General features: G+C 50.4%; 12 protein-coding genes and 4 pseudogenes. 10 read left to right on the top strand and 6 right to left on the bottom strand.

Annotated features, from left to right (window positions below; genetic code table 11):
• Both EQY_RS27440 and EQY_RS0112335 read left to right on the top strand, forming a co-directional pair.
• A pseudogene (locus EQY_RS27440) lies at nt 1-130 on the top strand (RHS repeat domain-containing protein); the annotation flags it as partial.
• A gap of 408 nt (nt 131-538) precedes the next feature.
• Complete coding sequence (locus EQY_RS0112335) at nt 539-859, top strand: hypothetical protein (RefSeq protein WP_001132389.1); 321 nt, start codon at nt 539-541, stop codon at nt 857-859.
• Nucleotides 860-918: 59 nt separating this feature from the next.
• On the opposite strand, the pseudogene EQY_RS0112340 reads toward EQY_RS0112335, so the two are convergent.
• Nucleotides 919-1,247, bottom strand: a pseudogene (locus EQY_RS0112340) (SymE family type I addiction module toxin).
• Between the two features lie 212 nt (nt 1,248-1,459).
• Between EQY_RS0112340 and EQY_RS25660 the strand changes: the two are divergent.
• Nucleotides 1,460-1,889 (top strand): annotated as a pseudogene (locus EQY_RS25660) (ISAs1 family transposase); the annotation flags it as partial.
• 64 nt (nt 1,890-1,953) lie between these two features.
• Here EQY_RS25660 and EQY_RS0112350 read toward each other — a convergent pair.
• Nucleotides 1,954-2,724: an amidohydrolase gene (locus EQY_RS0112350; RefSeq protein ID WP_001118008.1), complete on the bottom strand. Its 771-nt coding sequence runs from the start codon at nt 2,722-2,724 to the stop codon at nt 1,954-1,956.
• Nucleotides 2,725-2,904: 180 nt separating this feature from the next.
• Here EQY_RS0112350 and ivy point away from each other — a divergent pair, with 180 nt between their 5' ends.
• Entirely contained in the window at nt 2,905-3,351 is a 447-nt protein-coding gene (ivy, locus tag EQY_RS0112355) for an Ivy family C-type lysozyme inhibitor (RefSeq protein ID WP_016159303.1), read from the top strand.
• 42 nt (nt 3,352-3,393) lie between these two features.
• Here the strand turns inward: ivy and fadE are convergent, their stop codons facing one another.
• Nucleotides 3,394-5,838 (bottom strand): acyl-CoA dehydrogenase FadE, encoded by a 2,445-nt coding sequence (gene fadE / locus EQY_RS0112360; protein ID WP_000973119.1) that lies wholly within the window; start codon nt 5,836-5,838, stop codon nt 3,394-3,396.
• Nucleotides 5,839-6,077: 239 nt separating this feature from the next.
• Between fadE and lpcA the strand changes: the two genes are divergently transcribed.
• Both lpcA and EQY_RS0112370 read left to right on the top strand, forming a co-directional pair.
• Nucleotides 6,078-6,656: a D-sedoheptulose 7-phosphate isomerase gene (gene lpcA / locus EQY_RS0112365; RefSeq protein ID WP_016159301.1), complete on the top strand. Its 579-nt coding sequence runs from the start codon at nt 6,078-6,080 to the stop codon at nt 6,654-6,656.
• Between the two features lie 118 nt (nt 6,657-6,774).
• The gene (locus tag EQY_RS0112370) at nt 6,775-7,542 is read left to right on the top strand and encodes a class II glutamine amidotransferase (RefSeq protein WP_010346050.1); all 768 of its coding nucleotides are present in this window, start codon (nt 6,775-6,777) and stop codon (nt 7,540-7,542) included.
• Here EQY_RS0112370 and dpaA read toward each other — a convergent pair.
• Nucleotides 7,513-8,253: a peptidoglycan meso-diaminopimelic acid protein amidase gene (gene dpaA, locus EQY_RS0112375; protein ID WP_001225687.1), complete on the bottom strand. Its 741-nt coding sequence runs from the start codon at nt 8,251-8,253 to the stop codon at nt 7,513-7,515. The genes EQY_RS0112370 and dpaA overlap by 30 nt on opposite strands.
• A 312-nt stretch (nt 8,254-8,565) precedes the next feature.
• On the opposite strand from dpaA, the gene EQY_RS0112380 reads away from it, so the two are divergent.
• The gene (locus EQY_RS0112380) at nt 8,566-9,315 is read left to right on the top strand and encodes a C40 family peptidase (RefSeq protein ID WP_000093874.1); all 750 of its coding nucleotides are present in this window, start codon (nt 8,566-8,568) and stop codon (nt 9,313-9,315) included.
• A gap of 56 nt (nt 9,316-9,371) precedes the next feature.
• Here the strand turns inward: EQY_RS0112380 and EQY_RS0112385 are convergent, their stop codons facing one another.
• Both EQY_RS0112385 and EQY_RS0112390 read right to left on the bottom strand, forming a co-directional pair.
• On the bottom strand, nt 9,372-9,728 hold the full coding sequence (locus EQY_RS0112385) for a type II toxin-antitoxin system HicB family antitoxin (protein ID WP_024165144.1): 357 nt from the start codon (nt 9,726-9,728) through the stop codon (nt 9,372-9,374).
• 78 nt (nt 9,729-9,806) lie between these two features.
• A pseudogene (locus EQY_RS0112390) lies at nt 9,807-11,525 on the bottom strand (flagellar biosynthesis protein FlhA); the annotation flags it as partial.
• On the opposite strand from EQY_RS0112390, the gene lafU reads away from it, so the two are divergent.
• The 3 genes from lafU to EQY_RS0112405 all read left to right on the top strand — a co-directional run bounded on the left by lafU (nt 11,491) and on the right by EQY_RS0112405 (nt 13,891).
• On the top strand, nt 11,491-12,258 hold the full coding sequence (gene lafU / locus EQY_RS0112395) for a putative lateral flagellar export/assembly protein LafU (RefSeq protein WP_077629672.1): 768 nt from the start codon (nt 11,491-11,493) through the stop codon (nt 12,256-12,258). The pseudogene EQY_RS0112390 and the gene lafU sit on opposite strands and share 35 nt — an antisense overlap.
• A gap of 128 nt (nt 12,259-12,386) precedes the next feature.
• Nucleotides 12,387-13,442: a DNA polymerase IV gene (gene dinB / locus EQY_RS0112400; protein ID WP_001226214.1), complete on the top strand. Its 1,056-nt coding sequence runs from the start codon at nt 12,387-12,389 to the stop codon at nt 13,440-13,442.
• Nucleotides 13,439-13,891 (top strand): GNAT family N-acetyltransferase, encoded by a 453-nt coding sequence (locus EQY_RS0112405; RefSeq protein WP_001059859.1) that lies wholly within the window; start codon nt 13,439-13,441, stop codon nt 13,889-13,891. The genes dinB and EQY_RS0112405 overlap by 4 nt, the downstream gene beginning before the upstream one ends.
• The last annotated feature ends 206 nt before the right edge of the window (nt 13,892-14,097 follow it).

Raw genomic sequence — 14,097 nt, forward strand, 5'->3', positions numbered from 1 at the left:
TTATGCGCCGGAGTGCGGGAGGTTTATCAGCCAGGATCCGATAGGGCTGAGAGGCGGGTTAAACAGTTACACGTATGTACCAAACCCTCTCAAATATATTGATCCGCTTGGATTATGTAAGGTTGAAGGCGCAAGAGCGCGACAAGCGCAAATGTTACAAGATGATGTGGGATATAATATAAGTCCAAAAAGTTGGGACCAATATCCTGCAATTGGTCGTGATGGTACATTTGTTACAGACAAAGAAGGTGCATTGAAATATTTCAATGGTATTGAAAATGGAGAAATAACTATATCTAAATCTCTTGCTTCAACAATTGAAAAGGATATGGGATTATATCCGGGCATCATTAAGCGATGGATTTAATATCAGAAAAGTTGATGGAATTTCTAATATGCAGCCACGAAGTCCATTAAGCGGCAATGATTATTTCTTAGGCCCTGGCCAACACTTGCCAGGCGGCGCACCAGAAATGGTGATAAACTCTATACCAACATCAACTCCAGTAACTATACGGGTGAATGTAAATTGAATAATATGCCAAATGATTCCATTATTGTTATTGATATCGCTGGGAACATTGTAAAAATAAGAGTTTTTGGTCAGCGTTTGATTAGCAAAATGCAGGTGATAGGTTTTTCATTAATAGATGAATTTATGATTTTACCTGTAAGCGATGATCAAGATAAACAAAGAATAATAAGATTGCTAATCAGTGAAGGTGCTCTTTTTTTATATGGACATGGTTGGTATCCATCAGAAGTAATGGAGTATTATAAAGAACAGAATATTAATTTTGATAAATACAAGATTATATACTGGACTGATAAGGATACTTATCATATAGAAGAACGATGATCTTTTCTTATTAAATAAAAAGCCGGGAAATATCTCCGTGATATTCCCAGCTTTTATTTTTATACCTCGCGTAATACGCCAGATATCCCGGCCTTCATTCCCTTAACCACCTGTTTAACCTGATAAAGTTCCTCCCGTAGCTCCTGCACCTCGTCACTGTCAGCGATGATGGTCAGGCGCCCCTCCGAAATCTTCACCGTCACACCTCGCCCGGTATCAAATCCCGCCTCAGCCAGCAGTCGCCTTTAAGGTGCAGCCTGGGGGGTCGTGAGTAATACGTGGTCATGCCGATTTTACGGTTCTCATGCCGGGCGCTGACATAGCCCACCTGGTAATGGCGCTGTGTTTTGGAAATGGTGACTTCTGGCGTAATATCGTGTTCAGCCATGATTAACTACCTTGATTAGTTGCTTGTGGTGAGCGGTGATTAAGGGGGGCAGCCCCAGGGAAAGATCACATAACGTTGTTTTTTGCACTAAATAATTCGCACTATATATTCAATAATTGAGTAATTCCTTATTACTCAAAACTGTTTTTCACAGCTTATATATAATCAAATACTCCTTACATAAATAAGGAGAACAAAATGGTACTTAAAAAATGATGGAGCATATTTCTATTATCCCTGATTACAGACAAGCCTGGAAAGTGGAACATAATTTGTCAGATATTCTACTGTTGACTATTTGTGCCGTCATTTTCGGGGCTGAAGGATAGGAAGATATAGAGGATTTTGGAAAAACACATCTCGATTTTTTGAAGCAATATGGTCATTTTAAAAATGGCATCCCCGTTCACGATTCCATTGCTAGCGTTGTATCCTGTATCAGTCCTGCAAAATTTTAACTGGATGCGTGACTGCCATTCCTCAAATGATAAAGACATTATCGCAATTGATGGAAAAACGATCCGGCACTCTTATGATAAGAGTCGCCGCAAGGGAGCGATTCATGTCATTAGTGCGTTCTCAACTATGCACAGTCTGAGCCTTGGGCAGATTAAGACAGATGAGAAATCCAATGAGATTACAGTGGCCGCGCGTCAGTCCTTGCGGAGGTCGTCTACCCAGCCCCTTCCCTAGAAACAACGCCCACTCACAGCAACCTGAACCCATCCGCGTCCTGCCATGCCGGGAATTTTTCACGATATTCTCGTAATGCCACCATCGAAAGTTCTGCATCAATGCGTGTGGCCTGGTGTGGTTCGGCGCTAGCGAGAGTTTCGCCTTGCGGATTAATCACCCGACTGTCGCCGCGATAGTGGCAGCCATTGCCATCGCTACCCACGCGATTACATCCCGCCACATACGCCTGATTTTCAATAGCGCGAGCCGTCAGCAAAGCCTGCCAGTGCAGAGAGCGCGGGGCAGGCCAGTTGGCGACGTAGATTGCCAGGTCATAATCGTTGAAATTGCGCGACCACACCGGAAAACGTAGGTCGTAGCACACCAGCGGCAAAATACGCCAGCCGCGCCATTCCACAATCACTCGCTCATTGCCCGCTTTATAATGCAGATGCTCATCCGCCATGCGGAACAGATGACGCTTGTCATAAAAATGTACCGTGCCGCCCGGCTCAACCAGCAAAAAGCGATTAACCGAACCTGAGTCCGTTTGTAATGCAACACTGCCCGCAATCAACGCATTGCACTGTTGCGCTTTGGCGCTCATCCAGTCCACCACGTTCTCTTGCGATAGCGATGAAACCGCCGCTTCCATGGCAAAGCCGCTGGTGAACATCTCTGGTAGAACGATCGCATCGCGCCCGGTAATACCTTCCAGTTGACGATCAAAATGGCGCAGGTTGGCAGGACCATCCATCCACACCAACGGTTGCTGCAAAAGCGTAATCTTCAAACCAGGCACGGTGTACAACTCCTTTATTCGAGGGGTTTTATAACTTTAACACGTTATCAGGCTATTACCTTACTGCGGAATAAATTGATAACAAATGCAGATATTGGAAATATCTGATTTGCAAAATATCGTGTTATCGCCAGGCTTTAGGGTGTTAATAACATGGGCAGGATAAGCTCGGGAGGAATGATGTTTAAGGCAATAACGACAGTCGCCGCTTTGGTCATCGCCACCAGTGCAATGGCGCAGGATGATTTAACAATTAGCAGCCTGGCAAAGGGCGAAGCCACCAAAGCTGCGTTTAATCAGATGGTGCAAGGGCATAAGCTACCAGTCTGGGTGATGAAAGGCGGTACTTATACCCCCGCACAAACCGTAACGTTGGGCGATGAGACTTATCAGGTGATGAGTGCGTGCAAACCGCATGATTGCGGCTCGCAACGTATTGCGGTGATGTGGTCCGAGAAATCTAATCAGATGACGGGTCTGTTCTCAACCATTGATGAGAAAACTTCGCAAGAGAAGCTCACCTGGCTGAATGTGAACGATGCGCTCTCGATTGATGGTAAAACGGTGCTGTTCGCGGCGTTGACTGGCAGCCTGGAAAACCATCCGGATGGATTTAATTTCAAATAATTAGCTGATAAAGAAACGGAGCCTTTCGGCTCCGTTATTCAATTACGCGGCTTCAACTTTCCGCACTTTCTCCGGCAACTTTACCGGCTTCGTCGCCAGCTCTTCCGGTTCAAAGTCATCAACGTTAATACTGCGCAGACGGCTCTCTTCCGCTTTCACCAGAATGGCGGCTTCATCTTTATCAATTAGCCCTTTCGCCAGCGCGTTGTGTGCCAGTTCATCCAGACGGGTAAATGGCAGATTTTTACCCAGCTCTTTACAGATCCGCTGATGAATTGGATCGGCGGCAATCACATCTACCAGCGCCTCTTCCAGCAAGCCAACCGGATTATGCTCACTCGGCGTCAGGTACTGACCGCGACCAATGCGAGAACGGGTGGCGTTTGGCACTTGTAAAATCTTCGCCACCTTATGATCCAGCTTGTCAGACGGCGCCAGATAGTGACGACCGGTTGGGAAGATCACCACATTCAGCAGTCCGGCAACCACGCGGTTCGGGAAGTTTTGTAGCAAATCATCCATCGCCTGTTCAGCCTGATACAGCGCATCCTGAACGCCCCAGTGCACCAGCGGCAGGTCAGCTTCATTGCGGCCTTCGTCGTCATAACGTTTCAAAACGGCGGAGGCGAGGTAAAGTTGACTTAAAATATCCCCCAGACGTGCCGAGATACGCTCACGGCGTTTCAGGCTACCACCCAGCACCGCCATCGACACATCAGAAAGTAGGGCAAGGTTTGCGCTCAGGCGGTTCAGGTGCTGATAATAACGTTTAGTTGCATCGCCGGTTGGCGTACTGCTGGTTAACCCGCGCGTCAAACCAAGCCAGAAGCTACGAACTTTGTTACTACCGACGTGACCGATATGTTTGAACAACAGTTTATCGAACGCGTTGACGTCATTGTTTTTTGCCGCTTCCATCTCTTCCAGCACATATGGATGACAACGAATCGCCCCCTGACCGAAGATCATCATGCTACGGGTCAGAATATTCGCCCCTTCAACGGTGATGGCAATCGGAGCCCCCTGGTAAGCACGCGCCAGGAAGTTGCTCTGACCGAGCATAATGCCTTTACCACCAGTAATATCCATCGCATCGATAATCGACTGCTGCCCACGGTGGGTACAGTGATACTTAACGATAGCCGACAGCACAGCCGGTTTTTCACCGAGCATAATGCCGTAGGTAATCAGCGACGCCGCAGCATCCATTACGTAAGCATTACCGGCAATACGCGCCAGCGGCTCTTCAATCCCTTCCATCTTACCGATAGAGATTTTGAACTGACGACGAATGTGAGCATACGCGCCCGTTGCCAGCGCCACCGACTTCACGCCGCCGGTTGAGTTGGAAGGCAGGGTGATGCCACGACCTACCGAGAGACACTCCACCAGCATCCGCCAGCCTTGCCCGGCCATTTTGGGGCCGCCGATAATGTAATCGATCGGTACGAAGACATCTTTGCCACGCGTCGGTCCGTTCTGGAACGGTACGTTCAGCGGGAAGTGGCGACGACCAATTTCCACGCCCGGTGTGGTGGTCGGGATCAGCGCACAGGTAATGCCTAAATCTTCGTCTCCGCCGAGCAGTTTGTCCGGGTCGGAGAGTTTAAACGCCAGCCCAAGCACGGTCGCAATTGGTGCCAGCGTAATGTAGCGTTTGTTCCAGGTCAGACGCATTCCCAGCACCTGCTGGCCCTGCCACTCACCCATGCAAACAATCCCGGTGTCCGGAATAGCGCCCGCATCGGAACCCGCTTCCGGGCTGGTTAGCGCAAAGCAAGGGATCTCCTGACCACGTGCCAGACGCGGCAGATAGTGCTTTTTCTGCTCATCAGTGCCGTAATGTTGCAGCAGCTCGCCCGGGCCTAATGAGTTCGGCACGCCGACGGTAATCGCCAGGATCCCGCTCACGCCGGAGAGTTTTTGTAGCACGCGAGACTGGGCATAAGCCGAGAACTCCAGCCCGCCGTACTCTTTTTTGATGATCATCGCGAAGAAACGATGCTCTTTCAGATATGCCCACAGCTCCGGCGGCAGATCTGCCAGTTCATGGGTAATCTGGAAATCATTCGCCATCCGGCAGGCTTCTTCTACCGGGCCGTCGAGAAACGCTTGCTCTTCTGCGGTCAGGCGCGGCTGCGGATAGTTATGCAGCTTTTTCCAGTCCGGCTTGCCCTGGAACAAGTCGCCCTCCCACCAGGTGGTGCCCGCATCAATCGCTTCTTTCTCAGTGCGCGACATCGGTGGCATCACCTTACGGAAACCGCGAAATACCGGCGCTGAAATCATCGACTTACGCATTGGCGCAAAGTTAAATGGCACGAGGATAATGGCCAGAGGCACCAGTATCCACGCCGACCACAGACCAGAGACGCCGAGGGCGGCTGTCCAGGCGAGCAAAATCAGACTGCTGATAAATAAGCTCACGCGGTGATAAAACAACGCGCCGAGCAGGACAACCGTAGCGAGAATACTCAAAATCATCATAACGAAAAGCCCCTTACTTGTAGGAGGTCTGACCACTTGTGATGATATGGTTGTAGTGGATGTGAAAACATTTAGCAATGTGTTTACAATATAATTACAACAAAGCTCACATTGTTGCTGTTTTTATCCGCACTTCAGGTCAAAAAGTCCTGGTCATTCCGCCGCACTGGTCTTCTCGCTTCTGGCGGTATCCGGTACACTGCATTTTGTCTAATTCATTTATGCTGAAGGATATCCTCATGTACCAGGATCTTATTCGTAACGAACTGAACGAAGCGGCGGAAACGCTGGCTAACTTTTTAAAAGATGACGCCAATATTCACGCCATTCAGCGCGCGGCGGTCCTGTTAGCAGACAGTTTTAAAGCCGGTGGCAAAGTGCTTTCCTGCGGCAACGGCGGCTCCCATTGCGACGCCATGCACTTTGCAGAAGAACTGACGGGGCGCTACCGTGAAAACCGTCCGGGTTATCCGGCGATTGCCATTTCTGATGTCAGCCACATCACCTGTGTGGGGAATGATTTTGGGTTTAACGACATTTTCTCCCGTTACGTTGAAGCAGTAGGTCGCGAAGGTGATGTGCTGCTGGGGATCTCCACCTCGGGTAACTCTGCAAACGTAATCAAGGCGATTGCGGCGGCGCGTGAGAAGGGCATGAAAGTGATCACCCTGACCGGTAAAGACGGCGGCAAAATGGCTGGCACGGCGGATATCGAAATTCGCGTTCCGCACTTTGGCTATGCCGATCGCATTCAGGAGATCCACATTAAAGTTATCCATATCCTGATCCAGTTAATTGAAAAAGAGATGGTTAAGTAAGAGCACTTCCCCCTCTCCCTTTCAGGGAGAGGGTCGGGGTGAGGGTAACAGCACTCACCTTTTTACTTTTTAATCAATCTTCGCCGGGGCATTTCCCCTGCTGTTGTGGAGGTTACCGATGTGCGAATTGCTCGGGATGAGCGCCAACGTCCCTACCGATATCTGCTTTAGTTTCACCGGGCTTGTACAGCGCGGTGGTGGAACCGGGCCACATAAAGATGGCTGGGGCATTACCTTTTACGAAGGCAAAGGTTGTCGCACATTTAAAGATCCACAACCCAGCTTTAATTCCCCCATCGCTAAACTGGTTCAGGACTACCCGATAAAATCCTGCTCGGTAATCGCTCATATTCGCCAGGCAAATCGGGGCGAGGTGGCGCTGGAAAATACTCACCCGTTTACCCGTGAGCTATGGGGACGCAACTGGACTTATGCGCACAACGGGCAACTGACGGGCTATAAATCACTGGAAACCGGCAACTTCCGTCCGGTAGGTGAAACCGACAGCGAAAAAGCCTTCTGCTGGTTGTTGTATAAACTGACGCAGCGTTACCCGCGCACGCCGGGCAACATGGCGGCGGTGTTTAAATATATCGCCTCACTGGCGGATGAGTTGCGGCAGAAGGGCGTTTTCAACATGCTGCTTTCAGACGGGCGCTATGTAATGGCGTATTGCTCGACTAATTTACACTGGATCACCCGGCGCGCGCCGTTTGGCGTGGCGACGTTGCTGGATCAGGATGTGGAAATCGACTTCAGCTCGCAGACCACACCGAATGATGTGGTCACGGTGATTGCGACTCAGCCGCTGACGGGCAATGAAACCTGGCAAAAGATTATGCCAGGCGAATGGCGCTTATTTTGCCTCGGGGAGCGTGTAGTTTGATGCCAGTTGTGGTTGCACAACTTCGTGGCTTAACGGCTTGCTGACCACGTAACGGCCATTGACCACAGAAACGGTCGGTGGCTTACGAGTCTGTTCAAAGTAGTCGTAGCCCGGCTTCAGTTGCTCCCAGAAGTCCTTAAAGTTGGAATACTTATGGCGCTTCATATTGGCGTCGGTCATGCGGAACGGGTAAATACTCACCTGCACGCTCGGCTGACCAAATACCAGCGCACCAGTAACGAACTGGAAGATCTCATCAATACCCTGATTGGTCATCGCGTAGCAGCCGATGGAAACACAATCGCCGTGAATCATCAGGTATTTCCCTTCGTAACCATGCGCGCGGTCATAGGCATTAGGGAAACCAATATTGATTGCTTTGTAGTAACGGCTGTCTGGTTTTAACTGATTACGCTGGACGCTATAAAACCCTTCCGGACTTTTGAAATCGCCCTGACGCTGTTTGGGGCCTAACCCGCCGGAATATTTACAGATTTTATAACTGTCGAGCAGTTGATATTGCTCGCCCATTTTGACGTAGAGATCGAGCGTGCGCTCTTCCTTGAAGATTTGGATGTAGACAGGAGATCCCATCAACTGCTGCTTATACTCTTTGCTCACTGGCGTGGTGGAACTACCGCTGCCCAGCAAACTGGCAAACGAAACGCACGGGATCAACAACATCGCAAGAATTAATGCGATTTTACGCATACTGCTTATTCCTTGATAAAACGGTTACACACGCCAGGGCGGCAAAATAGATCCCAAATCGGAATAGTCTGGATTTGGAAGGCTCACATTAGCACCAAAAGAGTTTTACGCAAGCCTGTCGGTGCAGGGTTTACAAATTTAGCATAAGAGGCGATTTTCAAAAGTCCGAAAAGCGTATGTATCGCGGATTAATTACTTATTTCCTAAGATTATGAAACCCCAATATTAATATGCAAATAAGCAATTAATAATCCCGTTTACTCCCTCGGTCTTTTAAAATTCTCACCTTCATTCAGCCGGTTTATGTCCTTCATGTCTTCGTTCTTTCACGGCAGATTTCTGCATCCAGGCGTGTTTTCGTTATGCGTTTTGCTTCCTGTACTCGCCAGCGCCACCACATCACACATCTCTTTCAGCTACGCCGCCCGCCAGCGGATGCAAAACCGTGCGCGTTTATTAAAACAGTACCAAACCCATCTGAAAAAACAGGCCAGCTACATTGTGGAAGGTAATGCCGAAAGCAGAAAGGCGCTGCGCCAGCATAACCGCGAACAGATAAAACAGCATCCTGAATGGTTTCCTGCGCCACTCAAGGCGAGTGACAGACGCTGGCAGGCACTGGCAGAGAACAACCATTTCTTAAGCAGCAATCATCTGCACAACATTACCGAAGTAGCGATCCACCGCCTGGAGCTGCAGCTTGGCAAGCCCTACGTCTGGGGCGGCACGCGGCCCGATAAAGGCTTCGACTGTAGCGGGTTAGTTTTTTATGCCTACAACAAGATCCTCGAGGCGAAACTTCCGCGCACGGCGAATGAGATGTATCACTACCATCGGGCGACGATTGTGGCGAACAACGACCTGCGCCGGGGGGATTTGCTGTTTTTCCATATTCATAGCCGTGAGATAGCTGACCATATGGGCGTGTATCTGGGCGATGGACAGTTTATCGAGTCGCCACGCACCGGGGAAACCATTCGGATAAGTCGCTTAGCCGAACCTTTCTGGCAGGATCATTTTTTGGGCGCGCGACGGATTTTGACGGAAGAGACGATTTTGTAAATGGGTAATATTGACGATCAGGCAAAGGGTCGGATGCCATGCGGCATCCGGCCTGTTTACATCTGGGCTGAAAACTCACGTTCTAAGACATCAACAATGAGCTGGTTTTTTGAAATGGAATGTTGCCTGGCGACGATGGTCAGCCGTGAATCGATGTGATGAGGAACGCGCAGCGTCAGGCGTTTTTGCTCTTCTTCTTCACGAAAAGGGGCAATGCCGTCCTCTTCACAATCTGCAATCCACTCATCCAGCGCGCTTTCACCTTCACGGTACAATGCTTCAATGCTTGTGGCCACAAAGTCGCAATAACCATTTACATTAAGGAATTTGCCGCGAAATGCGTTGATATCAGCTTCAAATGTCACTGCGGCTGGTTGACCTTTAATTGTGATAATGTTCGATGCTTGAGATATTAATGAACGCGTTTTCATCATCTTATCAATCCCTGACGTCATAAATTGATGTCATCGTATTGCGTTTCTTAAAAGGCATCAACTCAACGCCCCCATTATCTTCAACTCCAGCTCGTCCGGCACTTCGTTATACGACAGCACATGCAGCCCTGGCGCAAACAATCTTGCGTAGCGCGCCAGCAAAGGACGCAACTGCGGCGGCACCAGCAACACCGGGTCTTTCCCCGCCGCTTTCATCTGCTCTTTCACCTGCGGCATCGTGCTCTGGAACTGGTTGAGCATATTCGGGTCAACCGGCACGCTGTCGAGCATCACTTTCCCGCCCTGTTGCGCCTGACTCACCACATTGGTCAGCAGATTTTCCAGCTCATTATTCAGCGTATATACCGTCAGCTCCTGCTTGCGAACGAACGGATGGGTAATGCTACGCCGCAGCGCCAGGCGCACATCGGCTGCCAGCAGAATATGATCTTTGGTCACTGTACTACTGGCAACCAGCACGGTGGCGATGGTGACGATATCGCGCAGGGAAACGCCCTCGGTCAGCAGCGCACGGTACACTTTCAGCAACTGGCTGTAATTCAGCGCCGCGCTTAAGTCTTCCGCCAGGCGCGGCGCCATCGACGACAAACGGTTATGTAACTGCGTAATATCGTCATAGTTAAACAAATCAGGGATATAGCTGCGCACAATCTTGTTCACATGGGTGGCAATCACGCTGGCGCTGTCGATCACCTGATACCCCATATTCAGCGCCTTCGCTTTCTGCGCAGGTTGAATCCAGGTCACTGGCATCCCATACGCCGGGTCATTCCCCAGCACGCCGTCAATCTCGCCGTAGGTTTCGCTGGAGGGCAGGGCCATCAGTTTATCCGCCGGAATATCCGCTTCATCAGCCTTTATGCCGTTGATGAAAATAGCGTACTGGCTGGGCTTGAGGCGGAAGTTTTCCCGAATACGGATCTCCGGCAGCAGCACGCCGTTACCGTCGGATATCACCTGCCGCACGCCGCGAATACGCTGGGTGAGCGGGTTGCCCTGTGCTTTATCGACCAGCGCCACCAGCTTGTAGCCGAGGCTTAAACTGATGGGCTCGATCAGCGGAATAGTCTCCCAACTAACCTGTTGCTCGCTGGTTTCGGTGATAGTGCGGGTCAGCGTTTCGAGGCTTTTCTCTTCCGCCTCCGCCGCCTGAGGGCGTTTGCTCATCCGCCAGCCGGTAAAACCAAGCAGGGCGCTGAACATCAGGAACGGGAAGTGTGGCATTCCCGGCACCACCGCCAGCACGAACATAATCCCGGTGGCGGTGTAGAGCACCGACGGGCTTGCCAGCAACTGGTGGCGCACGTCGTGGGCGATATCGCCGTTGTCGCTGACGCGGGTGACAATAATCGCCGCCGCAGTGGAGAGCAGCAAGGAAGGTATCTGCGCCACCAGCCCGTCGCCGATGGTCATCAGCACGTATTGCTGGAAGGCGGCATCGGCGCTCAGGTTGTATTTGAAGATCCCGATACAGACGCCGCCGATCAGGTTGATCGCCAGAATCATCATCCCGGCGATGGCGTCCCCGCGCACAAACTTCGATGCCCCGTCCATCGCGCCGTAGAAATCGGCCTCGCTGGCAACATCTTTACGCCGGGTTTGCGCCTGCGCCTGGTTGATCAATCCGGCGTTAAGATCGGCATCAATCGCCATCTGTTTGCCGGGCATCGCGTCTAAGGTAAAGCGGGCAGAAACCTCGGAAATACGCTCGGCCCCTTTGGTGACGACGATAAAGTTGATTGTGAACAGCGTCAGTAAATCCGAGCGTGAAAGCATTATGGCGGCGCTGCATGGGCAGTCGATCTTCAACGGTGGCGGGCTGTCGCCGTTAAATAAAATAAGCCCGACTCATCCGCCGAAACCGACTACCGTGGCGGTGCCGGAAGAAACCGAGAAAAAAGCACGTGATGTGAACGAGAAAACGGCGCTGCTGAAGAAGAAATCCGCCACTGAACTGGGCGAGCTGGCGACCAATATCAACACCATCGCCCGTAATGCACATATGGAAGCGAATCTGGAGATGGAGATTGTCCCCCAGGGATTACGCGTGCTGATTAAAGATGACCAAAACCGCAATATGTTTGAACGCGGCAGCGCGAAGATTATGCCGTTTTTTAAAACGCTGCTGGTAGAATTAGCGCCGGTTTTTGACTCACTCGATAACAAGATCATTATCACCGGGCATACCGATGCGATGGCCTATAAAAGCAATATCTATAACAACTGGAACCTTTCGGGTGACCGCGCGCTTTCGGCCCGTCGGGTGCTGGAAGATGCCGGAATGCCGGAAGATAAAGTGATGCAGGTAAGTGCGATGGCGGACCAGATGCTGCTGGACGCGAATAATCCGCAAAGCGCAGGCAACCGGCGCATTGAGATTATGGTGCTAACCAAAAGCGCGTCGGATACGCTGTATCAATATTTTGGTCAGCATGGGGATAAAGTGGTGCAGCCGCTGGTGCAAAAACTGGATAAGCAGCACGGGTAGCAAAAACGGCCTCCTGTTGGTCAGATAAGCGCAGCGCATCCGGCAATAAGGGGACTGATTGCAGAATCTTTACGCATTTCTCAAACCTTAAAATCACTGTATACTTTACCAGTATTGAGAGGTGAGCGATGCGTAAAATCATTCATGTGGATATGGACTGCTTTTTCGCAGCGGTGGAGATGCGTGATAATCCCGCCCTGCGCGATATCCCTGTTGCTATTGGCGGTAGCCGCGAACGTCGGGGGGTGATCAGCACCGCCAATTATCCCGCGCGTAAATTTGGTGTACGCAGCGCAATGCCGACCGGCATGGCGCTCAAATTATGCCCGCACCTCACCTTGCTTCCGGGGCGCTTTGACGCCTACAAAGAAGCCTCAAATCATATCCGCGAAATCTTCTCGCGTTACACTTCGCGCATTGAGCCGTTGTCGCTGGATGAGGCCTATCTCGATGTCACCGACAGCGTGCATTGCCACGGTTCTGCGACTCTCATCGCCCAGGAAATCCGTCAGACGATCTTTAACGAGTTGCACTTGACGGCTTCTGCGGGCGTGGCGCCGGTTAAGTTTCTCGCCAAAATCGCCTCTGACATGAACAAACCCAACGGTCAGTTTGTGATTACACCTGCTGACGTTCCTGCATTTCTGGAAACGTTGCCGCTGGCGAAGATTCCTGGTGTCGGCAAAGTATCAGCGGCAAAACTAGAGGCGATGGGGCTGCGCACCTGCGGTGATGTACAAAAGTGTGATCTGGTGACCTTGCTCAAACGCTTTGGCAAATTTGGCCGCATTTTGTGGGAGCGTAGCCAGGGTATCGACGAGCGCGATGTTAACAGTGAACGGCTGCGTAAATCCGTCGGTGTGGAACGCACGATGGCGGAAGATATCCATCACTGGTCTGAATGTGAAGCGATTATTGAGCGGCTTTATCCTGAACTGGAGCGCCGTCTGGCAAAGGTGAAGCCTGATTTACTGATCGCCCGCCAGGGAGTGAAATTAAAGTTCGATGATTTTCAGCAAACCACTCAGGAGCATGTCTGGCCGCGTTTGAATAAAGCTGACCTAATCGCCACTGCGCGTAAAACCTGGGATGAACGTCGCGGCGGACGCGGTGTACGGTTGGTGGGGCTGCATGTGACGTTGCTTGATCCGCAAATGGAAAGACAGTTGGTGCTGGGATTATGAATAACATTCAAATAAGAGACTATCAGCCTGGCGATTTTCAGCAACTATGCGCTATTTTCATTAGAGCGGTTACGATGACTGCCAGTCAGCATTATTCACCGCAACAAATTGCCGCTTGGGCGCAGATTGATGAATCTCGCTGGAAGGAGAAGCTCGTGCAATCACAAGTGCGGGTTGCGGTCATTAATGCACAACTGGTCGGCTTTATTACCTGCATTGAACACTATATCGATATGCTATTTGTTGATCCGGAATACACCCGCTGTGGTGTCGCCAGTGCCTTGTTAAAACCTTTTATTAAGTCTGAATCCGAACTTACGGTGGATGCCAGCATAACTGCAAAACCCTTTTTTGAACGTTATGGTTTTCAGGTGGTTAAGCAGCAACGCGTTGAATGTCGGGGGGCGTGGTTTACTAATTTTTATATGCGATATAAACAGCAACATTAAATCCAGCTTGCAATGAAAATAACGCCCGCCTAATATGTGCGCGTTTTTTTATTCCACAAACTGCAAGGAGGTAAATCATGACAAATCCTTTATCAATGACTCTTTGCAGACCTTTCCAGGATTAATTCTTTTTTTCTTGCCCTGGATTCGTCTGCCATTTTCTGATTTTTATATTTATATACTCTAAATAATTCGAGTTGCAGGAA

This window comes from Escherichia sp. TW14182 (assembly GCF_000208525.1).
GTDB classification, from domain to species: domain Bacteria; phylum Pseudomonadota; class Gammaproteobacteria; order Enterobacterales; family Enterobacteriaceae; genus Escherichia; species Escherichia ruysiae.